General features: G+C 28.5%; 31 protein-coding genes. 23 read left to right on the top strand and 8 right to left on the bottom strand.

Annotated features, from left to right (window positions below):
• Positions 1-20: 20 nt before the first annotated feature.
• Complete coding sequence (locus ACKU4C_RS13480) at positions 21-737, top strand: response regulator transcription factor (protein ID WP_321312831.1); 717 nt, start codon at positions 21-23, stop codon at positions 735-737.
• A 5-nt stretch (positions 738-742) separates the two neighbouring features.
• Here ACKU4C_RS13480 and ACKU4C_RS13475 read toward each other — a convergent pair whose 3' ends face one another.
• Positions 743-1684, bottom strand: a complete 942-nt coding sequence (locus tag ACKU4C_RS13475) for a TAXI family TRAP transporter solute-binding subunit (protein WP_321312829.1) — start codon at positions 1682-1684, stop codon at positions 743-745.
• Positions 1685-1884: 200 nt separating this feature from the next.
• On the opposite strand from ACKU4C_RS13475, the gene ACKU4C_RS13470 reads away from it, so the two are divergent.
• The 6 genes from ACKU4C_RS13470 (at position 1885) to ACKU4C_RS13445 (ending at position 7465) form a co-directional block, all read left to right on the top strand.
• Positions 1885-2676 carry a heat-shock protein gene (locus tag ACKU4C_RS13470; protein ID WP_321312826.1) on the top strand — a complete coding sequence of 264 codons (792 nt, stop codon included), beginning with the start codon at positions 1885-1887 and terminating at the stop codon, positions 2674-2676.
• 10 nt (positions 2677-2686) lie between these two features.
• A complete protein-coding gene (gene grpE, locus ACKU4C_RS13465) occupies positions 2687-3259 on the top strand; it encodes a nucleotide exchange factor GrpE (RefSeq protein ID WP_321312823.1) in 573 nt (190 codons plus the stop codon).
• Between the two features lie 76 nt (positions 3260-3335).
• Positions 3336-5228, top strand: a complete 1893-nt coding sequence (dnaK, locus tag ACKU4C_RS13460; RefSeq protein WP_321312821.1) for a molecular chaperone DnaK — start codon at positions 3336-3338, stop codon at positions 5226-5228.
• Between the two features lie 12 nt (positions 5229-5240).
• Entirely contained in the window at positions 5241-5543 is a 303-nt protein-coding gene (locus ACKU4C_RS13455) for a hypothetical protein (RefSeq protein WP_321312819.1), read from the top strand.
• A gap of 51 nt (positions 5544-5594) precedes the next feature.
• Positions 5595-6692 (top strand): murein transglycosylase A, encoded by a 1098-nt coding sequence (locus tag ACKU4C_RS13450; protein ID WP_321312817.1) that lies wholly within the window; start codon positions 5595-5597, stop codon positions 6690-6692.
• 44 nt (positions 6693-6736) lie between these two features.
• Positions 6737-7465: a hypothetical protein gene (locus ACKU4C_RS13445; RefSeq protein ID WP_321312815.1), complete on the top strand. Its 729-nt coding sequence runs from the start codon at positions 6737-6739 to the stop codon at positions 7463-7465.
• 22 nt (positions 7466-7487) lie between these two features.
• Here ACKU4C_RS13445 and ACKU4C_RS13440 read toward each other — a convergent pair whose 3' ends face one another.
• Positions 7488-7727 carry a hypothetical protein gene (locus ACKU4C_RS13440; protein WP_321312814.1) on the bottom strand — a complete coding sequence of 80 codons (240 nt, stop codon included), beginning with the start codon at positions 7725-7727 and terminating at the stop codon, positions 7488-7490.
• Between the two features lie 146 nt (positions 7728-7873).
• On the opposite strand from ACKU4C_RS13440, the gene ACKU4C_RS13435 reads away from it, so the two are divergent.
• Entirely contained in the window at positions 7874-8683 is an 810-nt protein-coding gene (locus tag ACKU4C_RS13435) for a phosphatidylserine decarboxylase (protein WP_321312812.1), read from the top strand.
• A 113-nt stretch (positions 8684-8796) separates the two neighbouring features.
• A complete protein-coding gene (locus ACKU4C_RS13430; RefSeq protein ID WP_321312810.1) occupies positions 8797-9027 on the top strand; it encodes a hypothetical protein in 231 nt (76 codons plus the stop codon).
• An 11-nt stretch (positions 9028-9038) separates the two neighbouring features.
• Here the strand turns inward: ACKU4C_RS13430 and ACKU4C_RS13425 are convergent, their stop codons facing one another.
• The gene (locus ACKU4C_RS13425) at positions 9039-9395 is read right to left on the bottom strand and encodes a rhodanese-like domain-containing protein (protein WP_321312808.1); all 357 of its coding nucleotides are present in this window, start codon (positions 9393-9395) and stop codon (positions 9039-9041) included.
• A gap of 152 nt (positions 9396-9547) precedes the next feature.
• Here ACKU4C_RS13425 and ACKU4C_RS13420 point away from each other — a divergent pair, with 152 nt between their 5' ends.
• The 8 genes from ACKU4C_RS13420 to ACKU4C_RS13385 are packed head-to-tail and all read left to right on the top strand — an operon-like array spanning position 9548 to position 15424.
• Entirely contained in the window at positions 9548-9913 is a 366-nt protein-coding gene (locus tag ACKU4C_RS13420) for a thioredoxin domain-containing protein (RefSeq protein WP_321312806.1), read from the top strand.
• A 16-nt stretch (positions 9914-9929) separates the two neighbouring features.
• Positions 9930-11669 carry a protein-disulfide reductase DsbD gene (gene dsbD / locus ACKU4C_RS13415; RefSeq protein ID WP_321315884.1) on the top strand — a complete coding sequence of 580 codons (1740 nt, stop codon included), beginning with the start codon at positions 9930-9932 and terminating at the stop codon, positions 11667-11669.
• A gap of 56 nt (positions 11670-11725) precedes the next feature.
• Positions 11726-12325, top strand: coding sequence for a MarC family protein (locus ACKU4C_RS13410; protein WP_321312805.1), 600 nt, complete (start codon positions 11726-11728; stop codon positions 12323-12325).
• A 3-nt stretch (positions 12326-12328) separates the two neighbouring features.
• On the top strand, positions 12329-13261 hold the full coding sequence (locus ACKU4C_RS13405) for a histidinol-phosphate aminotransferase family protein (protein ID WP_321312803.1): 933 nt from the start codon (positions 12329-12331) through the stop codon (positions 13259-13261).
• Positions 13251-13853, top strand: coding sequence for a hypothetical protein (locus ACKU4C_RS13400; protein WP_321312801.1), 603 nt, complete (start codon positions 13251-13253; stop codon positions 13851-13853). The genes ACKU4C_RS13405 and ACKU4C_RS13400 overlap by 11 nt, the downstream gene beginning before the upstream one ends.
• Entirely contained in the window at positions 13850-14296 is a 447-nt protein-coding gene (gene dtd / locus ACKU4C_RS13395; protein ID WP_321312799.1) for a D-aminoacyl-tRNA deacylase, read from the top strand. Before ACKU4C_RS13400 ends, dtd begins: the two co-directional genes overlap by 4 nt.
• A complete protein-coding gene (locus ACKU4C_RS13390) occupies positions 14297-14983 on the top strand; it encodes an SDR family oxidoreductase (protein WP_321312797.1) in 687 nt (228 codons plus the stop codon).
• A 15-nt stretch (positions 14984-14998) separates the two neighbouring features.
• Complete coding sequence (locus ACKU4C_RS13385) at positions 14999-15424, top strand: hypothetical protein (protein ID WP_321312794.1); 426 nt, start codon at positions 14999-15001, stop codon at positions 15422-15424.
• Here the strand turns inward: ACKU4C_RS13385 and ACKU4C_RS13380 are convergent.
• The 4 genes from ACKU4C_RS13380 to ACKU4C_RS13365 all read right to left on the bottom strand — a co-directional run bounded on the left by ACKU4C_RS13380 (position 15408) and on the right by ACKU4C_RS13365 (position 19583).
• Positions 15408-16628: an ArsS family sensor histidine kinase gene (locus ACKU4C_RS13380; RefSeq protein WP_321312792.1), complete on the bottom strand. Its 1221-nt coding sequence runs from the start codon at positions 16626-16628 to the stop codon at positions 15408-15410. The two genes, ACKU4C_RS13385 and ACKU4C_RS13380, sit on opposite strands and share 17 nt — an antisense overlap.
• Positions 16625-17299, bottom strand: a complete 675-nt coding sequence (locus tag ACKU4C_RS13375) for a response regulator transcription factor (RefSeq protein WP_321315882.1) — start codon at positions 17297-17299, stop codon at positions 16625-16627. Before ACKU4C_RS13375 ends, ACKU4C_RS13380 begins: the two co-directional genes overlap by 4 nt.
• A 10-nt stretch (positions 17300-17309) precedes the next feature.
• Complete coding sequence (locus ACKU4C_RS13370) at positions 17310-18728, bottom strand: Do family serine endopeptidase (protein WP_321312790.1); 1419 nt, start codon at positions 18726-18728, stop codon at positions 17310-17312.
• A gap of 129 nt (positions 18729-18857) precedes the next feature.
• Positions 18858-19583 (bottom strand): S24 family peptidase, encoded by a 726-nt coding sequence (locus ACKU4C_RS13365; RefSeq protein WP_321312789.1) that lies wholly within the window; start codon positions 19581-19583, stop codon positions 18858-18860.
• Between the two features lie 154 nt (positions 19584-19737).
• Between ACKU4C_RS13365 and ACKU4C_RS13360 the strand changes: the two genes are divergently transcribed.
• The 6 genes from ACKU4C_RS13360 (at position 19738) to ACKU4C_RS13335 (ending at position 22595) form a co-directional block, all read left to right on the top strand.
• Complete coding sequence (locus ACKU4C_RS13360) at positions 19738-20016, top strand: hypothetical protein (RefSeq protein ID WP_321312787.1); 279 nt, start codon at positions 19738-19740, stop codon at positions 20014-20016.
• Positions 20000-20164 (top strand): hypothetical protein, encoded by a 165-nt coding sequence (locus tag ACKU4C_RS13355; RefSeq protein WP_321312785.1) that lies wholly within the window; start codon positions 20000-20002, stop codon positions 20162-20164. The genes ACKU4C_RS13360 and ACKU4C_RS13355 overlap by 17 nt, the downstream gene beginning before the upstream one ends.
• 146 nt (positions 20165-20310) lie before the next feature.
• Entirely contained in the window at positions 20311-21450 is a 1140-nt protein-coding gene (locus ACKU4C_RS13350; RefSeq protein ID WP_321312784.1) for a tail fiber protein, read from the top strand.
• Between the two features lie 8 nt (positions 21451-21458).
• Positions 21459-21764: a hypothetical protein gene (locus tag ACKU4C_RS13345; RefSeq protein ID WP_321312782.1), complete on the top strand. Its 306-nt coding sequence runs from the start codon at positions 21459-21461 to the stop codon at positions 21762-21764.
• 11 nt (positions 21765-21775) lie between these two features.
• The gene (locus ACKU4C_RS13340; RefSeq protein WP_321312780.1) at positions 21776-22186 is read left to right on the top strand and encodes a hypothetical protein; all 411 of its coding nucleotides are present in this window, start codon (positions 21776-21778) and stop codon (positions 22184-22186) included.
• Complete coding sequence (locus ACKU4C_RS13335; RefSeq protein ID WP_321312778.1) at positions 22170-22595, top strand: N-acetylmuramoyl-L-alanine amidase; 426 nt, start codon at positions 22170-22172, stop codon at positions 22593-22595. Before ACKU4C_RS13340 ends, ACKU4C_RS13335 begins: the two co-directional genes overlap by 17 nt.
• Before the next feature lie 24 nt (positions 22596-22619).
• Here the strand turns inward: ACKU4C_RS13335 and ilvD are convergent, their stop codons facing one another.
• On the bottom strand, positions 22620-24308 hold the full coding sequence (ilvD, locus tag ACKU4C_RS13330; RefSeq protein WP_321312776.1) for a dihydroxy-acid dehydratase: 1689 nt from the start codon (positions 24306-24308) through the stop codon (positions 22620-22622).
• Between the last annotated feature and the right edge of the window lie 57 nt (positions 24309-24365).

The following is a 24365-nucleotide window of genomic DNA, read 5'->3' as shown; positions in this document are numbered from 1 at the left end:
ATTATGAAATAGGAACAGAGATGAAAAACTATTCTACAAGAGTTTTATTAGTAGAAGATGAGGATGTTGCAAGAAAAACTCTCTCTTTTTATCTTAATACAATTTTTGATGAAGTTGTTGTTGCAAAAGATGGAGAAGAGGGTGCTTCAATTTTTAAAAATGATTTTGAAGAAAAGAAAAAATTTGATTTAGTACTTACAGATTTAAAAATGCCAAATAAAGATGGTATCTCTATGATTGATGATATTAGAGAGATAGTTCCTAATCAAAGATTTATAATAGTAAGTGCCCATAAAAATGAAGAAGACTTACTAAAACTTATAAACTTAAGGGTTTTAGGATATTTTGTAAAACCTTTAAATATTGATAATATGATGGAGATGCTTAAAAAAGCAAAAGAAGAGGTTTTAGCAGATAATGGAAGTTTAGAAAAAACTGATTTAATCACTTTAAATAAAAGATATACATACAATACTATAAATGACAAACTTTATAATGAAGAAACAATTGTTAAATTATCAAAAAAAGAGCTTGATATCTTAAAAGTATTAATTGATAATTTAGGTGATGTAGTTCCAGTTACAAAATTTAAAGAGCTTGTATGGAATGATATTAATACAAATGATTCTGCATTTAGAACAGTTATGAAAAGATTAAAAGATAAAGTAAAAGATGATGACTTTATAATCTCTCATAAAGGTTATGGGTATATTATAGAAAAACCTCTAAAAAAATAGAGATTTTATTTTATAAAATTATTCTCTTTAAAATATTTAGCTGCACCTTCATGTAAAGGTGCACCTAATCCTTCTAATAAAGATTTTTTTGTTATATACTTATAAACAGGATGAAGTTTTTTAAACTCTTCAAAATCTTCTAATATAGCTTTTACTAAAGTGTAAACTGCTTTTGAACTTACATCTGAACTAGTAACTAATACTGCTTTTGCTCCAAACGTAGGAACAGGCTTTTTAACCCCTTTATATAAATTTGCAGGAATTACATCTTTTATATAATATGGATTTCTTTTTATAAAATTATCAATCTTAGCTCCACTAATTGGAGTTAAAAAGATATCAGAAGTATTAGAAGCATCCTTTATATTTGCTGTTGGATGCCCAACCATATAAAAATACCCATCTATTAAATTATCTCTTAAAGCATCAGGTGCCTCTCCAGCCTTTAATCTACCTACATAAGAGAAATCAGAAGGTTTTATCTTTAAGTCATTTAATAAAGTCATTGCTGTAGCTTCATTTCCTGAACCTACATTTCCTAAGTTGATTCTTTTTCCAACAATATCATCAATAGTTTTTATATTAGCATCTTTTCTTGTTACAAGAGTAAATAGTTCTGTGTAGATTGACATTACAGATCTTAACTCTTTTATAGGGTGATTTTTAAATTTTTTTATTCCATTTATAGCTTGATAAACTGCATCAGATTGTGCAATCCCAAAATCTAATTCACCTTCATCTATAGCTCTAATATTATATACAGATGCATCAGTTGCTTCAACAGAACATCTAATCTTTGTTTCTTTTTTATATTTATTTACAAGTTTACATATTGCTCCACCAGTTGGATAATAAGTTCCTGTAACACTACCTGTTCCTATTGTTATGAATTCTGAACTAAAAGCAAGTATATTAAATATTAAAAGTAACAAAATAGATTTCTTCATTGAACAACTCTTTTTATTTTATTATATTGAAAAAAGTTGAAATAATTGGAAAAAAGTATATAAAAAATGGTAATTATTTAAAATTTAGCACTTTTATAAATCATTTGCCAAAAAAGAACTTGACATTTACTCACTCATATAGTATAATATTTTTAGCAGTTTAAGATTTTAAGTGCTAAAAAATAGAAAGTGGATATAAAATGATTGACAAAAAAGAGTTTTTATTACATTCAATTATTAAAGCTTATATCGAGCATTTAGAGCCTATTGGTTCTACACAACTTAAAAATATGTATGATATTACATATTCGCCTGCTACTATTAGAGGGTATTTTAAAAAGTTGGGTGACGAGGGATTCTTAGCACAAGAACATGTAAGTTCAGGAAGAACTCCTACAACAGAAGCTTTAAAAATGTATTGGAGTAATAAGCTTAATTTTAGACTCAATTTTGTTGATGAAAAAGCTATAGAATATCTTTCAAAAGATATTGGATTATCTGTTTTTATTCAAGACCAAAAATCTGACATTTTAAAAAATATTTTAAATGTAGAAAACAGATATATGATTTTAGAGTTTTCGTCATTTGCAATTACAGTAAAGTTCACTGATGCTTTATATAGATTTTTAAGTGATATGCTAGGTTTAGAGTTAGTTCATATTGTAAATATCTCTAAACAAGTTGGAGCTTTTGAAATATATGAAAAGGTTAGTCAACATTTACAAAATAAAAATTTCCATATTTATAATACAAAAGAGTTTTTCTCTTTAGCACTTAAATATAACCTTAATGAAGAGAACATTAACTCTTTTTTAAAAGGGATAGTTTTAGACTCTATTGATGAAGGTTTATATTTTGACAATATAGTACCTGAAGGTTACATTGGAATATGTCATAACTGTAAAGTTGGACAAAAAGAAGTAAAAATGTTAGTCGTTGGTGAGTTGTCAAGAGATTATGAATACTTCTACAATAAGATTAGTATGATTTAGGAGAATTACTTTGAGTGAAAAACAAGAAGAATTAAATAACGAAGAGCAAGTACAAGAAGAGCAAACTCAAGATGAGGTTAGCGAAACTGTTGATTCAAATGAATCTGCACAATTAAGTGATGAAGATAAGATTGCTGAACTTGAAGCAAAGTTAAAAGAGAGTGAAGATAAATATTTTAGAGTTCATGCAGATTTTGAAAATATTAAAAAAAGATTAGAAAAAGAAAAATATCAAGCAATAGATTATGCATCTGAAAAGTTTGCAAAAGACTTATTAGCTCCAATTGATACTCTTGAAATGGCTTTAGCAGCTGAAGAAGCTGCTGATTTACCAGCTGAAGAGTTATTGGCAAAACTAAAAGAGGGTGTTGAATTAACAATTAAAAATTTTTATGCTGCATTTGAAAAGCACGATATTTCAATTATTGAAACAGATGGTGAGTTTGATCCAAATTTCCATGATGCAGTTATGCAAGTAGATAGCCCTGAACATGAAAGTGGTCAAATTGTACAAGTGATGCAAAAAGGTTATAAGTTTAAAGACAGACTTTTAAGAGCATCAATGGTTAGTATTGCTAACTAATTGAAAATGACCGTAATGTCTATAAACTATTGAATAAAACTAAAAATTAATAATAAAGACAAAGAAGGATAATAAAATGAGTAAAGTTATTGGTATAGATTTAGGTACAACAAACTCTTGTATGGCAGTTTATGAAGGTGGTGAAGCGAAAGTTATTCCTAATAAAGAGGGTAAAAACACTACTCCATCTATTGTTGCATTTACAGACAAAGGTGAAGTTCTAGTTGGTGATCCAGCAAAAAGACAAGCTATTACAAACCCTGAAAAAACTATCTATTCTGTAAAAAGAATTATGGGTTTAATGATGGATGAAGAGAATGCTAAAGAAGCACAAGCAAAAGTTGGATACAAAATTGTAAATAGAAATGGCGCAGCAGCAGTTGAAATTGGAGATAAAGTTTATACTCCACAAGAGATTTCAGCTAAAATTTTAGGAAAATTAAAAGCAGATGCAGAAGAGTATTTAGGTTCTCCTGTAACTGATGCAGTTATTACTGTTCCAGCATACTTCAATGATGCTCAAAGAAAAGCAACTCAAGAAGCGGGAACAATTGCAGGATTAAATGTATTAAGAATTATCAATGAGCCAACAGCAGCTTCATTAGCATATGGTTTAGATAAAAAAGGTGAAGAAAAAGTTCTTGTATACGATTTAGGTGGTGGTACATTTGACGTTACTGTTTTAGAGATTGGTGATGGAACATTTGAAGTACTTTCAACAGATGGTAATGCATTCTTAGGTGGAGATGACTTTGATAACGCAATTATTGATTGGTTAGCAAAAGAGTTTGAATCTGAAAATGGATTTGATATTAAAAATGACAAAATGGCATTACAAAGATTAAAAGATGCAGCTGAAAATGCTAAAAAAGAGCTTTCTTCTGCTGAATCAACTGAAATCAACTTACCATTTATCTCAATGGGTAATGCTGGTCCAGTTCACTTAGTTAAATCATTAACAAGAGCTAAATTTGAGTCTATGACTGAGAATTTAATTAATGAAACTCTTCAACATATTAAAACTGCATTAAAAGATGCAGGATTAGATAAAGGTGAGATTCAAGAAGTAATTATGGTTGGTGGTTCAACTAGACTTCCAAAAGCAAATGCAGTTGTAAAAGAGTTCTTTGGAAAAGATTTAAATAAAGGTGTTAATCCTGATGAAGTTGTTGCAGCAGGTGCAGCAGTTCAAGCAGGTGTATTAAGAGGTGATGTTAAAGATGTATTATTACTTGATGTTACACCATTATCATTAGGAATTGAGACTTTAGGTGGAGTTGCTACTAAACTTATTGAAAAAGGTACAACTATTCCAGTTAAAAAATCACAAACATTCTCGACTGCTGAAGATAACCAACCAGCAGTATCAATTCATGTTGTACAAGGGGAAAGAGAATTTGCTAAAGACAACAAATCTTTAGGTATGTTTGAACTTTCTGATATCCCAGCTGCTCCAAGAGGTGTTCCTCAAATTGAAGTAACATTTGATATTGATGCAAATGGTGTTCTAAATGTATCTGCTAAAGATAAAGGTACAGGAAAAGAGAACAAAATTACTATCTCTGGTTCATCTGGATTAAGTGATGAAGAGATTGAAAAAATGGTTCAAGAAGCAGAATCAAATAAAGAAGCTGATGCTAAGAAAAAAGAATTAATTGATGTAAGAAATCAAGCAGATGCTTTATTACACTCAACTAAAAAAACATTAGAAGAAAATGAAAATGCAGTTTCTGAAGATGAGAAAAAAGCAATTATTGATGCAGCAGCCCAGTTAGAAGAAGTTCTAAAAGATGAAAATGCAACAAAAGAGCAAATTGAAGAGAAAGTTAAAGCATTAACTGAAAAATCTCATAAATTAGCTGAAGCTATGTATGCAAAAGAGCAACAAGCTGGAGGCGCGGCACAAGGTCAACCAAATCAAAAAGCTAAAAAAGACGATGACGATGTTATCGATGCAGAAGTAGAGTAATAACTCTACTTCATGCAAACAATAATCTTCTTATTACTACTTTTTTTAATAGTAGTATTTTCAATACTTCTTTATTATAAAAACAAGCACAAAAGAGTTGATAAATTAAATTCTGGCGAATGTCCATCTTGTGGAGCAAAGCCAAGAGTTTTCTATGATGAAAATACTCAAAGAACTTTTAAACAAGATGTTATCTCTACAAGAGTATTGAAAAATCATGGTTGTTCTGGAGTAAATGATATTGAATATAGATGTAAAGTGTGTGGTTTAAAAGAGGTATATTCTCAATCTTCATTTTCTAATTGTGGTATGTAATTTTTTATTAACTTTTAAATGTTAAAATTCCTTAAATTATAAAGGGATTAAATGAATTATTTATCAACTATTACAATTATATTTATACTTATTCTTACTGGGTGTACCCAAAAAGAGCCTATAAAGTTCGAAAAACTTCCTATTTCAAAAGCAAATGTTAAACAAATAGATTTTAAAGATATCCAAGGTTTTTATGAAGATAATCTTCCTTTGGCTTTTGATGTATTTAAAAAAGATTGTGTTAGAGCAAAAAGGTTTGATTTATTTAAAAATATATGTACAAAAGCAGAAGAATATACAAATGCTTCTGAATTTTTTACTGAAAACTTTACAGCATATCAATTATATGATAACAAAGGTCATGATAAGGGTGTAATTACAGGTTATTATGAGCCATTATTAAAAGGAAGTAGAACTCAAAATGAAGTTTACAAATATCCTATTTATAAAACTCCCGATGATATGATTATTATTGATTTAAGTGATTCTTATCCTGAATTAAAAAAATATAGATTAAGGGGAAAACTTGTTGATGGTAAAATTGTTTCTTATGATGATAGAGAAGAATTAGTAAAAAGAGATGATTTAGAAGCAATTTGTTATGTTGATGATAGAATCGAATTATTCTTTTTACAAGTGCAAGGTTCTGGAAAAGTTGAACTTGATACAGGGGAAATAATAAATATAGGTTATGCAAATCAAAATGGTCATAAATATAGTGGTATAGGAGGACTTTTATTAAAAGAGGGTGTTTTAAAAGATTATGGGGCTTCTATGCAAGGTATTAAAGCATATTTTGAAGATAACCCACAACGACTTGATGAAGTACTTTTTAAAAATAGAAGTTATATCTTCTTTTCTGAAAGAAAATCAGGGGCAACAGGAGCATTAGGTACACCTTTAGTTGGAGGAAGAAATTTAGCTGTTGATAGAAGATATATCCCCTTAGGGATGCCAGTATTTATAAATACTAAAAATTCAGTTACTCAAGAAAAAATTGATAGGCTTATGGTTGCAGCAGATGTTGGTGGTGCAATTACAGGAGAAATCAGGGCAGATTTTTTTTATGGATTTGGAAAAAATGCAGCACTTTTTGCAGGTGGAATGAAAGAGAGTGGGAAACTTACAATTTTAGTACCTAATAATTAGCATAAATATTATAAAATAATATATATTGATTTAAAGAGGTTATTTTGAATTACAAATTTTGGAAAGAGTATGATTTTATCAATGACGAATTGACTTATAAACTAGATAAAAGATTAAAAAATGTAATTGATAGAATAGAAAATTTTTTTAGAAATGTTATCTCTAATCCTATGGATGAAGATTTTGTTGAGTTTTATTTAGCGGGTTCGTGTTTAAAAAGAGACACTTTTAGAGATATTGATATGTTTTTTTTAACTGATTCTGATTTAAAAGAGATGGTAAGTTCAATTGATGAGGAGTATTTTTTATATAAAAACAATTCGCATACTTTTATTTTTGAGGATGACATCTTTCAATGTGTTTATAGAGAAAGATTTTTAAATAAAGATTTAAAATTTGTAATAGATATTTTTGATTTTTATTCAACAAAAATTGGATTTAAGTGTAAGCTAAATACTAAAACTAATAAAGTTGAAGTTATTCAGTGGGAAGTTAGAAAAGAGTTTATTGATTATATGGAAAAAAGATATAACGATATTACAAGAATAAATCAAAATCCATTTGTATCTTTACAAAGAGCGATACATTTTACAAGAAGTGGTGATCATGTGCCTTTCCATGCTTTTTTAGATATTATGTTTGAGATAGAAAAAGTTGATCCTATTGCTGATTATGAAAAATGTTTTCAAAGAATACAAGGTGATGGTCAAAATTATGAATTGATAAAAAAAGCTATAGATAAATATTTACAAAGAAAAAAAGAATTGAAATAGGAATATGGTTTTAACCATATCCCTAGCTACAGCATCCTGTACCACAACATGATGATTCTTGAGGCGCTCTAAAAGAGATAACAAAATTTTCTGAATCTTCAATTAATTGAAACTCATGTTTTCCACAAAATTGTGCATTCATATGATTTTTCATTTGTATTGCTTTACTTAAAGCTTCATCTTTAGAAGTTAGTTCTAAATTGTTTTCTAAGTCACTTCTTTTGAAGCAACCACATTGATTTTCTACAATGATTTTGTGCATTTTTATTTCCTTTAAATAATTATAAATATATTTTGGAAGATTATCTAAATAGCGTTTAAAAATACTTAGATTTTTTTGTTAAATAGCTATTTTAATTTGGGATTAGATAAAATTTGCAAAGATTATAAAATTTAATAAGGGTGTTTATGCATATAACAAATATAATTTCTCAATATTTTGGCAAGTTTGCAAAATTTGAGTTTCCATTATTTATTCAAAAATTTATAAATGGAGCATATGTAAAATTTTTGGGTTTAAATATGAGTGAATTTAGAAATCCAAAATTCTATAAATCATTAAATGATCTATTTACAAGAGAGCTTGCAATTCCAAGAGAAATAGATAACGACAAAGATTGCTTCATTTCACCATCTGATAGTTTAATAACTCAATGTGGAAATTTAGAAGATGATTTATTACTTCAAATAAAAGGTATGGAATATTCTGTTGAGGAGATGTTAACTTATAATTGTGCAAACAATTTTAAGAAGATTCAAAATGGTTCTTATATGAATTTTTACCTATCTCCAAAAGATTATCATAGATATCATGCTCCATGTGATTTTAAAGTAAATAAACTTATTCATGTTCCAGGAAAATTGTATCCTGTTAATTTAAAATATCTAAATAAGCAGATTGATTTATTTGTTGAAAATGAAAGAGTGATTTTAGAATGTATACATGAGGAAAAACTTTTTTATATGGTATTCGTTGGAGCTTTAAATGTGGGGCAAATGGTATTTAACTTTGAACCAAAAGTTGAAACAAATAATGAGACAAAAGAGATAAAAATATATGAATATGAATCTTTAGAGATTAAAAAAGGTGAATGTTTAGGTTATTTTAAAATGGGTTCAACAGTAGTTATGGTTTGGGAAAAAGATTTTGTTCAATTAGAAGAGTTGTTAGGACAAAATGTAAAATATGGACAAAGAATAGCTACAAAACCAAGTTGATGGGTTCCAAGGTTACTTTTTAATCCAACTAAAGCGATTAATATTATAAATTTAAGATAACAAAAGTTTCTTTTTGTAAAATAGTAATATTTAAAATTACAAAAGGATATTATATGGCAACAACAGAATTAGGAACTCTTCAGTTAGCTGGAACAAAAAAAGGTAAAATCTCTATTTCAAATGTTTCTGAACCATATGGTAAAGGAACACCTGATATTGTAAGTATAGGAATCTCTTTAAATGGGAAAGATATTGAGTGGAAATCTCATATTCCTTATGAAAACTTAGATGATGTTATAGCTATTTTACAAGAAGCTAGTGAAAAGAAAAAAGAAGAAGATTAAAACTCTTCTTCTCAATCAAAAACTACTTCTCTATTTTCTTCAAGCCATAAAGCCATTCCACCTGCTAAATGAGTAACATTTGTATATCCATGATTTTGTATTAAAAAATCTCCTACAACTCTTGTTCTATTTGCATGTGCACAAATCAAAACAAAAGTTTCATCTTTTGAAGTAACTATTTTTTCAAATTCTCTCATCCAAGTTGGGATGTCATGATTTCCATACTCATCGAAAAATGTTAGTTTGTGTACATTTTTTATAACCCCAGTAGTTTTCCATTCATCAGGTCTTCTAATATCAATCATAGGGATATTGTCTTTTATCATAAACTCAACACTTTTTGGTGGAAGGTCTATTAATGTATTCATATGTAACCTTTTATACTAAAAAAGTAAATTTTATCAAAAAAATATTAATTATTATATAATTTTTAATTATAATTCTTATCTTAGATTTTCTTATAAGTAAACAAAGACTTCACATAGTTTTTGTATAATAGAAAAAAAATAAAAGGAATTTAATGAAAAAAATCTTATTACTTGTATTATTTTTTGCTTTTGGTAAGCTATTTGCATTTGAACATTTAACAAAAGATAATTTTATTGAAAAAATAAAAGGTAAAAATGTTATAGTTGATTTTTATGCTACTTGGTGTCCACCTTGTAAAATTCTTGGAGGAACTTTAGAAGAGTTTAATAAAGTTAAACCATCAAATGTAACAATTTATAAAGTAGATATAGACCAATATAGAGATTTAGCTATATCATATGGTGTTAGAGCACTTCCTACCCTTGCTTATTTTGAAGATGGAGAATTAGTTACAACAGAAGTTGGATTAAAAAGTATTAAAGAGTTAAAAAGTAGCGTTAAAGATTATTTTGAATAAGGACTAAAAACAGATGATAAAAAAAATATTATTGCTTTTGATTTGTTCTTTATATGCTTTTGGAATTCAACAACAAAGTTTTCTAGAGCCAGAAGAAGCATTTAAAACAAGTTTTGAGAAACAAGAAGATAAATTAGTTTTTAAACTAAAGCTAGGTAAAGATATCTATTTATATGATGATAAATTAAAATTTTTCATTACTAAACCAGAGAAAATAGATATTAGAAAAGATTTAATAGTCCCTGAAGCAAAACCTTATGAGATTTGGCAAATACATACAAAAGATTTAAATATTGAAATTCCATATGATTTGTTAAAACAAAAATCTTCAAGCTCTACTTTTGAAGTACAAATTGATTTTCAAGGGTGCTCAAAACAAGGTTTATGTTATGCACCAATGAGTGAGACTATAACTGTAGATTTAAATGAATCAGGAAAAGATGTCGAAAAATTAGATTCTTCTAATGAGCAAACTGCAACTTCACAAAATGAAACTGATATTATCGCAGGAACTTTAAAAGATGGAAATGTACTTTTAGTTTTAGCAACATTTTTTGGATTTGGTCTTTTATTATCTTTAACTCCTTGTGTTTTCCCAATGATTCCTATTTTATCTTCAATTATTGTAAAAGCGGGAGATAGTGGTAACTTAACAGCTTCAAAGGGTTTCTTTTTGTCATTGGTTTATGTTTTATCAATGGCTGTAGCTTATACAATAGCTGGGGTTTTAGCTGGATTGTTTGGAGCTAATTTACAAGTAGCACTTCAAAATCCATATGTATTAGTTGCCTTTGCTGCAATTTTTGTTGCTCTTGCATTTTCTATGTTTGGTTATTTTAAACTTGAATTACCTCAAAGTTTACAAAATAAGATAAATAAAACAACAGATGGTAAAGAGAATCAAGGTGTAGTGGGTATTGCTATTATGGGATTTTTATCTGCTTTAATAGTTGGACCTTGCGTTGCACCACCTCTTGCTGGAGCTTTAGTGTATATTGGACAAACAGGTGATGCAATACTTGGTGGGGCAGCACTTTTTGTTATGAGTATAGGAATGGGAGCACCACTATTATTAATAGGTTTAGGTGCAGGAAAATATATGCCAAAACCTGGTGGATGGATGGAATCTGTTACTAAGATATTTGGTATAGTTATGCTTGCTGTTGCTGTTTGGATGTTAGATAGAGTATTAGATCCAAGTATTATTATGTACTTATGGGCATTATTACTAATTGGTACAGCAGTTTATTTAAAAATATTTGAACATATTCTAGCAAGAATTTTAACAATTGTTATTCTTATTTATGGGGTACTTGTTTTTGTAGGTGCAGTTAGTGGAGCTACAAATGTTTTAAAACCATTAGATAAATTTACTTCAGGTGTGGCAGCAGTTAAAAGTGAAACCTTGCCAGTAGTTTATGTAAAAAACAATATAGAAATTGATGCCGCTGTAAAAGCTTCAAGTAAACCAGTTATGCTTGATTTTTATGCCACTTGGTGTATCTCTTGCAAAGAGTTAGAAGAGATAACTTTTAAAGACCCAAGAGTTATAGCCAAACTAAAAGAGTTTACTTTAGTAAAAGCTGATGTAACTGAAAATAATGCAGATGATAAAGCTATGCAAAAAAGGTTTGGAGTAGTGGGTCCTCCAGCATTAATTTTTTGGGATAAAGACAATAATGAAATAAAAGCTGCACAAATTGTTGGATATAAAAATCCTGATGATTTTTTAGAGATTTTAAACAAACACTTTTAGTAAATTATTCTTTATTTTGATATACTTCCTAAAATTATAATTTTTAGGAAGTTTTTATGGAACTTTTTGTTGCTACATTTTTAAAAATGTTTTTTATTATGACACCTTTCTTTGTTTTGTCAGTTTTTTTAACTTTGACAAATGAAGCTTCTACAAAAGAGAAAAAAACTCTTGCGATAAAAGTTACAATAGCTCTTGTTTTTCTTAGTTTAGCATTACTATTTTTTGGAAGACATCTTTTTGCAATATTTGGAATCACTTTAGATGCATTTAGAATAGGTGCTGGAGCACTTTTATTTTTATCAGCTGTGGAATTGATTAAAGGTAGTAAAGATGGACAAAAAGTTGATGCCTCAAATCTACATGATTTAGCAGTTGTTCCTTTAGCTATACCTATTACAATTGGACCAGGAGCTATAGGTATTTTACTTGTTATGGGTGCTGGATTTAAAAATGCAACTGAAAATCTGATAGGTATCATAGCACTTATATGTGCTGTTGTAGTTATAGGATTTATGTTATATTTTTCTCATGTGATAAAAAAAGTTATTGGTAAACAAGGTCTTCTTGTAGTATCAAAAATCACAGGTCTTTTTCTTGCTGCATTATCTGCACAAATTATGTTTACTGGAATAAAAAACTTTTTAAATATATAGACAATGATAGATTTTAGTAAAAAAGAGAATTTTTTAAAACCAAATATACAAATCGATTATAATAATATAGAAAAATTAGATTATTTATATCTACTTGAACTTTTAAAGAATAGATATAAAATATCTGAAAAACAAGTTGAATTATTCAATGGTTACAGCTCTTCAATATACTCAATATTAAAATTTTTGAATAAGAAATATTGTTTTATCTATTCTCCTTGTAGTTTAGAATACAAAAAAGCTGCAACAAACTTAAAATATGAAGTAAGGCTTATAAATAGATTTGAGAATATATTTTTGCCAATAAAAGAGGATAGTATAATTGTTTTTGCAAACCCTTCTTATCTTGATGGAACTTTTTATGATTTAGAAAATTTATTTAAGTATTGGGTATCAAAAAATGCAACTATAATAATCGATGAAACACTTTTAGATTTTTGTTCAGATACAATTGCTGTAAGTTATCTAAACCAATATGAAAAGCTTTATATCATAAAAAACTACTCAATATATTATTCAAATAAAAATTTAAATATATCTTCTATATTTTCAACCATGGAAAATATAAACAATCTAAGAAAATTTGAACCTGAAGATAAATTATCTATGTATGATATGAAGTATTTAGAGGAATCATTAAAAGATAGAGAATTTAGAGCAATATCAAATAGTATAAATATAAAAAATAGAATTGAATTAGAAAAGATATTTCACTCATGTAGATTTGTAGATTTTCTATTTCATAGTAGTTCAAACTCTTTATTAATAAAATTAAAAAATATAGATTCTAAAAAATTTAGAGAGAAGTTAGAAAAAGAAAACATAAAAATATACAATTGCCTTAAGTATGATTTTATTGATGAATATTTTATAAATATTTATGTTAATGGTAAAGATAATATTCAAAAACTAAAAGAAGTGTTATATGCTATTTGAGAATAAATTTATATATTATAGTTCAATTATTGTATCTGTTGTGATAATTCTATTTATTGTAGGAATGATATTTAAATCTTTTTTTATAGTAAAAAACCAATTTATTGATATAGGTGGATTGACTTATGTAAACCAAGTAAGGGAAGATGACTATACTTTAAAGTTAGCAAAAAACTTAATTCAAGGATGTGATACAAAAGTTTGTGAAGTACAAAGTATGTTGGATTTGGTTACAAATATCCCTTATAAGGTAAATAAATCAGTAGCAAGAAGTGGTAAAAATGTTATAAAACAAAATTATGGAGATTGTGATGATAAAAGCAATCTTTTAATATCACTACTTAAAGCAAGAGATTATGAAGCTTATTTTGTATTGGTTCCAAAGCATATTTTTGTAGTAGTACATCTAAATCTTATATTACCAAATAAAAAAGCTCTATATATAAATGGAAGACCTTTTTATATCTTAGAGAGTACAGCAAAAGGTTCACAAATAGGTTTCCCTTTAAAATATAGCTTTGATGAAATAAAAGCATTTATTGATCCATTTAAAAACAAAAAATTAGTAGTAGATACTTTGGAGTATAGATGATAGCAGTTATTCAAAGAGTACGCAGTTCAAGTGTAAAAGTAGATGGTGAAATTGTTGGTAAGATAGATAAAGGATTAAATATTCTTTTGGGAGTAAAAAAGGGTGATACTAGTGAAGATGTAAAAAAACTAGTAAGCAAGATAGTAAACCTTAGAATCTTCCAAGATGAAAATGACAAGATGAATCTATCGTTACTTGATATAAAAGGTAAAGCCTTGATTATCTCCCAATTTACTTTAGCTGGAAATATAAAAAGAGGGCGACGTCCTAGCTTTGACTCTAGTGAAAACCCAGCAGTAGCAAAAGAACTTTATGAAGAGTTTATAGATGATATGATAAAAGAGGGGATTGAGGTTCAAACAGGAGTGTTTGCAGCTATGATGGATGTTAGTATTCAAAATGATGGGCCTGTAACTTTTATAGTTGATTCCAAGGAGATTTAGTTGAAAAATATAATCATAACAGGGGCTTCAAATGGTATTGGAAAAGCTCTTGCTAAAAAGCTTAGTAAAAAATACAATATTATAAATATAGATAAAGAAGAAAATTCTATAGATGGAATCACTTTTTATAAATGTGATTTATCAAATAAAGAGGAACTTTTAAACATAATTGAAGCGATAAAATTAGAATTAGATTCTTTATATGCACTTATAAACAATGCTGGATTTGGATTATTTAAATCTTTGGATAAACAAACTTATGATGAGTGGGATGAGGTTTTAAATACAAACTTAAGAGCTCCATATATTTTATCAAAAGAGTTTAGTTATCTTTTAAAAGAAGCAAAAGGACATATTATAAATATCTCTTCAACAAGAGCCCTTATGAGTGAATCAGGAACAGAAAGTTATAGTGCTTCAAAGGGTGGTATTAGTTCTTTAACCCATGCTTTATCAATCTCATTAGCTCCTTATGTAAAAGTAAACTCAATAAGTCCCGGATGGATAAATACAGATGAAAACTTTATTCCATCTACGCAAGATAATTATCAACATCCTAGTGGTAGAGTTGGAACACCAAATGATATAGTTGATATAGTAAAGTTTTTATTAAAAAACAAAGGTTTTATTACTGGAAGTGATTTTGTTGTAGATGGTGGTATGACAAAAAAGATGATATATATTTAATTAGGAAATGAAAATATGACTTATAATGAGTGGTTCAATGAACATGGAAAAAAACATGGAAAAATTTTAGAAAAGTTAAAAGATTTATCAGATGATGAAGTGATAAAGTATTTTAGATTTGAGAATATGGTTGAAAAAGAGAATGATTTTTGTCCTCTATATAAAAATAATAAAAAATGCCATGATTATGAAGAGTTAAATTGTTATTTATGTGCCTGTCCAAATTTTAGATTTGATGATGATGGGATTAAAAAACAAGAGGATAAAACACTATTTTCATATTGTAGTATAGATTCAAAAGATGGGGCACAATACAAAGGTGAAGATTATATACACCAAAATTGTTCAGGATGTATAGTTCCTCATAAAGAAAGATATATAAAAAAACATTTTAATAGAGATTGGTTTGAGATTATGAAAGAGGTTAATCTATCAAAATAGTAAAGATGTTTTTCCCTTGATTATGTTTATATATTAATTTATAACCATGAAGATTTGCAATAGTTTTTACAATATATAAACCTAATCCAAAACCATCACTTCTTTTCTCCTCTTGTGAAAAAGCTTCAGTATAATATTCTAAATCGTGTTTTAATTTTTCACCTAAAGAGATGATGTCAATTCTATGTTTGTTTGCTTTTACTACTACATGGTTATTTGGTGAAAATTTTATTCCATTATCAATTAAATTTTTAAGTGCAACGGAAAACATTGTTACATCTGCATTTAGTTTGAAGTCATTTATTTTGGCACTGAGTTTATCTGGACTTAAAAGAGCTATTTCAACAGTCTTTTTATAGATTTTAAAAAATGAGGTAGGTTCTTTATATACGGCTGTATTATTTGAGGTAAGCTTTTCTACCATTGCAAGTTCTTTAATAATATCATCCATTCTTTTAAAAGCTCTTTGTAGAGTTTCTCTTTTTTTATCATCTTCTAATGTTTCAGCAATAAACATAGCTTTTGTAATAGGTGTTTTAAGCTCATGCATCATATTACGCATAAAAAGCTCTTTTGATTTTGTTTGGTTATTTATATGGGTAATAGCTTCATCAAAAGTTTTTGCAATAGTTCCTATCTCATCAGAACTATTAGATTGTATTTTTACATTTAAATCACCCTCTGAGAATTTTTTAATCTCTTTATTTAAATTTCTAAGAGGTTTTAATTTTCTTTTTAAAATATAATATAATGAAAACAATGTACCTAAAGATAAAGCAATAGCTAAAGAGATAATAGATAGATTGTAAGAATAGTTTTGTGAATCTTGAAGCATTAAGTTGTATCCATCTTTTTGAACATAAGTATATAGATTATCTTCTAATATAAATATTCTATACATCCCTTTTGAATTTTGTCTTATCAAGATTGGTTTTGCTTCATTTAATAGTTTTAAAGTAAATTCAGTATCGTCTAGTTGTTTCATCTTAAACTGTTCAAGAATAGATTTTATGCCATTTTTTGAGGGAGCAAAATCTAATGTTTTAAGAAGATTTTCAGCAACTAATTCATATTTCTTTTGCATAGTAATATTAAATCTTTGTTTATCAAGTTTTATAAAAATAGTAAAAGTTAATGAAATAGCTATTAATGCTAAAATAAAAATTGTATTGATAAATGCAGAGATTGAAATATTACGTATCATATAAGTTGGTAACCTATTCCTCTAACTGATTTAATGTAGGTTTTACTATCATCTATTTTTGAGATTTTTGATCTAATTCTTGAAACCATTACATCAATATTTTTTAAACTACTGTCATCTTCAATATGATCACTTGCATAAATAAAATCTTCTCTTGCTATAACAGCACCATTTCGTTGAATCATAAGTCTTAAAATATCAAATTCTGCTAGAGTTAAATTTAATAATTGGTCTTTAAAATAGATTTGAATATCATCTTCTTTTAATATAAAATCAGATTTTTTAACATTTTCATCTACTTTTTCTACGGGCATGATTCTTTTTAGAATAGCTTTTATTCTTGCTTGTAATTCTCTTGGGTTATAAGGTTTTGGCAAATAATCATCTGCTCCTCTTTCAAGACCCATAACTTTATCTAAAATATCATCTCTTGCACTTGAGATAATAATAGGAATATCAGATTTTGCTCTAATTTTTGGAATTAGTTCAAGTCCATCAATCTCTGGAAGAGTTAAATCTAGAATAAGAAGTTTGTAATCTTTTAAACTTAACATAGACAGCCCATTATATGGGCTATCTGTATTTGTAACTTCAATATCGTATGAAGCTAAATAATCTGTGATGATTTGAGCTAACTCTAAATCATCCTCTATCATAAGTACTTGAACTATAATAAATCCTTTATTTTATAGCAAATGGAATTGTCTGTCCGTATCTGTTTACGTAGACTCTTTTTAGTTGCTTATTATATTTTCTAATAGCTTGTTGCATATCTGCAAAACTTTTTATCTCTATATCTTCTATTTGAATAATAACATCCCCTGGTTGAAAACCTACTTTTTCAGCTTCAGAATTTGGTTCAACATAGGCAATAAGTACACCTCTTGTATTGGCATTTAACCTAAATCTTTTAATTATGTTCGCATCTAGCTCTGTTAGTTTTAAACCACCTAGAAATTTCCCATTATTTGCAGCTGAGGTTACAAGTCCAGCTCTATTTCCTAGTGTGATGTTTAACTGAATATCTTTTTTGTCTCTTTCTAATTTTATAGAGATAGTTTCATTAGGTTTAAATGAAGCAATTGTATTCTGTAAGGCTTTTCTATCTTTTATAGGAACATTATTTATCATATAAATTAAGTCACCTCTTCTTAAACCAGCTTTTTGAGCAGGTGTATCTCCTGCTACATCTAAGATAAGTGCACCAGATTTATGTTTATATAGTTTTGATAAGTTTGGTTTTAAATCATCAATAACTACACCTAAATAACCCCTTGTAACTTTACCATCACTAATTAATTTTTTTACAACATCTTTTACCATTGCAACAGGGATAGCAAAACCTATACCATTATTCCCACCTGATTTAGAAATAATTGCACTATTAATACCAATTAAAGCTCCTCTACTATCAACTAAAGCACCACCTGAGTTACCAGGGTTAATTGAGGCATCTGTTTGAATAAAATTTTCATATCTGTTAATACCTACATGATCCTTATTTAGTGCTGAGATAATACCTTGTGTAACTGTTGTTCCTATACCAAATGGGTTACCAATAGCAAAAATTAAATCTCCAACTTTTAAATCTGTTGAATATCCAAATTTAATAGCTTCAAAATTTTCACCTTCAATTTTAATTACTGCTAAATCACTATCTGAATCCTTACCTATAATAACTGCATTGTACTCTTTTGGATTATTACCAATAGTTACAGAGATCTCATCGGCATTTTCAACAACATGATTATTTGTTACAATATATCCATCTTTTGAAATTATAACACCAGAACCAAGTGATCTTTGAATTCTATTTTGGTTAAATTGTTCATTAAACTGGTCTCCAAAGAATCTTCTTAGAAAAGGGTCGTTAAACATTTGAAATGGGATATTTGCCGCATTTGATATTACTCTTCTTTTTGCTGCAATATTTACAACAGATTTCATAGCCCCATTGACGCTACTATTAAAAGATAATATTTGATTTGGATTGCTAGGTGCAACTCTTTGTGGATTTTTTTCTGCCATTTGAAAATCAATATTATTGGCAAAAAGACTACTCGCTATAAAGATAGCTATAAAAAATAGTTTCTTTTTCATTATAATTCCTTTACGTTTTCTATATATATAGAAAGAATTATAATATCTAAATGTAAACTATATTTGAATAAAACGTAAATAAAAAATTAATACAACGTGGAGTTTTTGTGGGGTTTCTAGTATTTTATATTATTTTAATGCTAACCCCGATCCAATTTTTATATGAGTGTATAATTTTCCTATTACAGTTACTCTATCACAATCATTTATACTATTTAGTTTAGGAAACTCTTTATTATCAGAAATTATGTCTATTCCTTTAGTTCCTCTAAAATGTAATCTTTTTATTTGAATAGTATCATCAATATTTACAAGATATATACCATCAACCTCATAAAAGCACCTTCCATTTGCCATATCGATAATAACCCAATCATTCATACTAATAGTAGGTTCCATACTATCCCCTACTACTTTAAATAACATAAGATTGTCAGGTTTTATATTTGCATCTAAAACAAAAGCTTTACTAACTCTTATTTTTTTTGCATTGTTTTCCTCTATTACACCTTCACTTCCTGCTCCAACAGCTCCATTATATATCTCTAAGGTATAACTATCATCTTCAAAAGAGTTGTTAAATATAAAATCTTCACTATTTGCTTGTACTGTTTGATATTTTGATATTTTTTTTAATGTTCTTTGGGAATTGTCAAAAAGAAGTTGCTCGGGAATATTTAAAGCCTCTGCAAGGGCATATATATCACTTATTTTAACATTTGTTCCATTTTCCCATGATTTTATATTTTCATAGGTTGTTTTTTTCCCAGTAATTGCTTCAACTTTTTGGGCTAAAACCCCTTGAGATAGACCTACTTGGTTTCTATAAAATTTAAGGTTATTACTAAATTGCATTAAAACTCCTTTTCTAGTAATTATATTACCAAAATATATAGTAACTAAAATACTATTTAAGATTCCTTTCATAGAAATTATATTACTATTAATTTAGATATTAAATTACTAATATATAAATAAATAGAAATAAAATAACTAAAAAGGATTAAAAATGTGTATTAGAATAAACACTTATGAACTTCTTGTTCAAGAGTTGGGGGAGGAGATTGCTTTTAAAGTGTGTGAATGTTTTTCGGGAATTGATTTAAAAATACCTAAAAAAGCTCACAAAACTTATAGGATAAAAGAGATAGTAAAAAGACATCTATCCCTTTTACAAAAGGAGGATAAAAAAACAAGATTTGTTAAGTTTTTTAGTGAAGAGATGGATTTAAGCAAAAGGGTTATTTATAAAATAATACAGGAGGTGGAAGATGAATGTAGAAAATAAAAATATGAAGACTAAAAAAGATAGAAAAAAAGTAGATATAGAAACATTAGTAAAAGAGATAGCTTATATAGATAAAAAACTAGTGCAAAAGGTTAAAAATGCCTCAGCATCTAAAGAGGAAGAGGAGGAACTACTTTTAAAACTGTAAATAGAATTTGAAAAAAAGTATCTATTTTATGCACAGAGTTTCTTTTATAATTTGACTGTTGAACGAGTAAAACAAACTGTTCTAGAAGGTTGGTTTTACAAGGTGAACAAAATGTCTTAACAGTATAAATATAAAAGGAAAATATTATGGAAACAGAAAAAACAGCATTTGAAAACTTACTTGAATCTTTTACAAACCTATTATCAAGTGATGATTCAAGTTTAGATCAACTACAAGAGATAGTTGATTTTATCAAAGAAAACAGACAAAAGATAGAAAATCTATCAGTGGAACAAATCAATGGTTTACAAGAAGCCTTAGATTTAAAAGTAAATATTGCAGATATTATAGATGATTTAACTTCTACTTTAGCAGATGCACCACTTAGTGCAAATCAAGGAAGAGTTTTAAATGAAGAGATTGCTCTTTTACAAGAAGCAATTGAATCTTTAAGAGTAATTCTAACAAGTGATGATACAACTTTAGATGAGTTACAAGAGATTGTAAATTTTATCAAACAAAATAGAGATGATTTAGCAAACCTTGATTTAAGTAATATCGCTGAAACTGATACTTTAAAACACTTTAGTAAAGAGTTAAAAGATAAACTAGAATCAATTGAAGAGGGTGCAAATAAATATATTCATCCAGTATCACACGCTGCAACAATGATTGAAGAAGATACAGCACATAGATTTGTAACAGATACTCAAATAGATACTTGGAATAATAAAGCAGACATAGATACAAATACTTGGAGACCTGTAAGTGATAGTGTATCAAGTACAAGTTCTAGTGTAGGTGCAAGTTCAAAAGCTGTAAAAACTGCTTATGATAAAGCTACTAGTGCCTATAACAAAGCAAATAATTCTGTTGTTCCAATAGGATTTATAATGATTAATCCTACTCCTTCTATTCCAAGTGGATTTTTAGAATGTAATGGGGCAGCGGTATCAAGAGCTGCATATTCTGCATTGTATTCAAAAATAGGTACAAGATATGGATCAGGAAATGGAAGTACAACTTTTAATTTACCAGATTTAAGGGGTGAATTTATAAGAGGATATGACCATGGTAGAGGTGTAGATTCAGGGCGTGGACTTGGAAGTTTTCAAGTTGATACCTTTAAAAAGCATTCTCATAGTGTATATACATTACTTGGTTCAGGTTCAGGTGTAGCAGGTAGTCCTATAGGACAGGTTAGAGGAAATAGAGATACAACTGCTGTTGGTGGAAATGAAACAAGACCAAGAAATATAGCAATGATGTATTGTATTAAATATTAGGAGAATCTATGGAGAGTTGGCATATATCTTCAGCTGTTGTGACATGTGGAATTATTGCACAATTTGCTGTAAACAAATATCAAAATGCAGAATTCAAAAAACAAATTGAAACTCTTTTTAAAAAGTATGATGAACATGCTGAAGATATTGTCCAACTTCAAACCCAAAGGAAACAGTATCTAACAATAGATAAAGCAGATGATGTTTATCTAAGGAGAAAAGAGTTTGAACTTTTTGAAAAACATATTGATAGACGATTTGATACTTTAGAATCTACCATGGGGAAGATTCTAACTTATCTTGAAAAAAAATAAAGGAGGGGGAAATGTTTGATATTTTTAAAATTATTTTTGGTAATGACAATGTTATAAAAAGAGGTTTTGATCTTATTGATGAGGTTTGGACAAGTGATGAAGAAAAAGCAGAAAATGAGGCAAAGTTAATAGAAACAAAAGCAAAGGCAAAGATTGATTTAATAGCAGCTTATGCCCCTTTTAAAATAGCCCAAAGATACCTAGCTCTTATGTTTACACTTGTTTTTTTGTTTATTATGATAAATGGAGTTTTAGGTTCTTTGTATGGCTGGATTGATATGAAAAATGTTCAAGAAGCTAGAGTTTTTGCAGATAAAATGTGGTTAGGGGAGATTATGATCTCTATTGTTTCTTTTTATTTTGGTGGAGGCTTTATTGAGAGCATAAAAAGAAAAGGCTTGGATGATGAAAAAAAGTTATAAAGGGGTAGTTGTTCATTGTAGTGATAGTAGTTTTGGAAATGCTCAGCTTATAGAGAGTTGGCATAAACAAAGGGGTTGGCAAACCATAGGATACCATTTAGTTATCTTAAATGGACAAATTGAAAACAACACCTATTTAGAGTTTATGGATGGACAAATAGAAGCAGGAAGAGATTGGGATATTGCAGGAGCCCATGCTAAAGGGTTTAATGACCATTTAGGTATATGTTTGATTGGTGTTGATTCTTTTACAACTAATCAATTTAAGATGTTAACAAAAGTATTAAAATCATTAATGGAAAAATACAATTGGAGTTTAAAGAATATTTTATTTCACTATGAGGTTTCTTCTAAAACTTGTCCCAACTTTAATAAAAATTGGTTTTTTGAAAACTATATGAAAGTATAGTATAGCGTTACGCTATACTATATTTTATAAATCAGTTTTTAAAACTGCACCTGAACTTGCATTTGTTACAAGTGCTCTATATTGACCAAGCCATTTAGAGTTAAGTGGTTTTTTAAGAGGAGTAAACTCTGCTTTTCTTTTTGCAATTTCCTCATCGGATAAATTAACACTTAAAATATATTTATCAACATCGATATGAATCTCATCTCCATCTTTTAATAAACCAATCATACCACCTTCAGCTGCTTCTGGTGAAACGTGACCAATTGAAGCACCTCTTGTAGCACCAGAAAATCTACCATCAGTTATAAGTGCAACTTTATCTCCAAGACCCATTCCCATGATAAGTGAAGTTGGAGCTAACATCTCTTGCATCCCTGGACCACCTTTTGGACCTTCATATCTAATAACAACCACATCACCAGCTTTAACTTTTCCACCAATGATTCCTGCAATAGCTTCAGGTTGACCATCAAAACATACAGCTTTACCTGTTAAGGCTCTAGCTCCTGTAATCCCAGCTGTTTTAATAACTGCACCTTGTTCTGCCAAGTTACCATAAAGAATAGCTAGACCACCAACTTTTGAATATGGGTTATCAATAGTATGAATTATATTTGTATCTTTGATAAAGGCGTCAGCAATTTTTTCATATAAAGATTCACCAGAGATTGTTAAGTTATCTATTAAGATATCATCACCTCTTTTTGTCATCTCTTTCATAACAGCATTAACTCCACCAGCTTTATTAATATCTTCCATATGAACTGTAGATAAAGATGGAGAGATTTTAGCAATATGTGAAACTTTTTTAGAGATAGAATTAATATCTTCTAGGTTAAAGTTTACTTCTGCTTCTTTTGCAATAGCTAACATATGTAATACAGTGTTTGAACTTCCACCCATAGCCATATCAACTGCAAAAGCATTTCTTACTGCATTTTCATTTAAGATGTTTCTTAATTTGTATTTTTCTCTTTTCTTTGCATCTTTTGCAATCTCACAAATTCTTCTAGCTGCTTTTCTATATAACTCTTCTCTTTGGGGAGTTAAAGCTAAGATTGTTCCATTTCCTGGAAGTGCAATACCCATAGCCTCCATAAGTGTATTCATAGAGTTTGCTGTAAACATCCCAGAACATGAACCTCCACTAGGACATGCATTACATTCGATATCTTTTAACTCTTCATCAGACATATCACCTTTTTCATGTTTACCAACAGCTTCAAAAGCAGTTGCTAAATCAATAGGTGTACCATCTTTTGTATGCCCTTTTTGCATAGGACCACCACTTACAAATACAGTTGGAACATTTACTCTTAATGCACCCATAATCATGCCAGGTACAATCTTATCACAGTTTGGAATAGCAATCATTGCATCTAATTTATGTGCATTCATAACTGTTTCAATAGAGTTAGCAATAATCTCTCTACTTGGTAATGAAAATAACATACCATCATGACCCATTGCAATTCCATCATCAACACCAATTGTGTTAAACTCAAAAGGAACACAACCATTTGCTTTAATCTCTTCTTTTATGATTTTTGAAACTTCATCTAAGAAAAAATGTCCTGGAATTAATTCAATAAAAGAGTTTGCAACTCCAACAAAAGGTTTATCAAAATCTTCATCTTGTAATCCTGTTGCTCTTAATAGCGATCTATGTGGAGTTCGGTCAAAACCTTTTTTAACTTCATCACTTCTCAATTTATATCCTTTTTTTCGGGTTTTGTTATGGCTTGCATTATACATTTTTTGCCGTTG

Source organism: Halarcobacter sp. (assembly GCF_963676935.1).
GTDB lineage: Bacteria > Campylobacterota > Campylobacteria > Campylobacterales > Arcobacteraceae > Halarcobacter.
The sequence above is the reverse complement of the archived record's forward strand: the minus strand, read 5'-3'. Positions and strand labels throughout refer to the sequence as shown.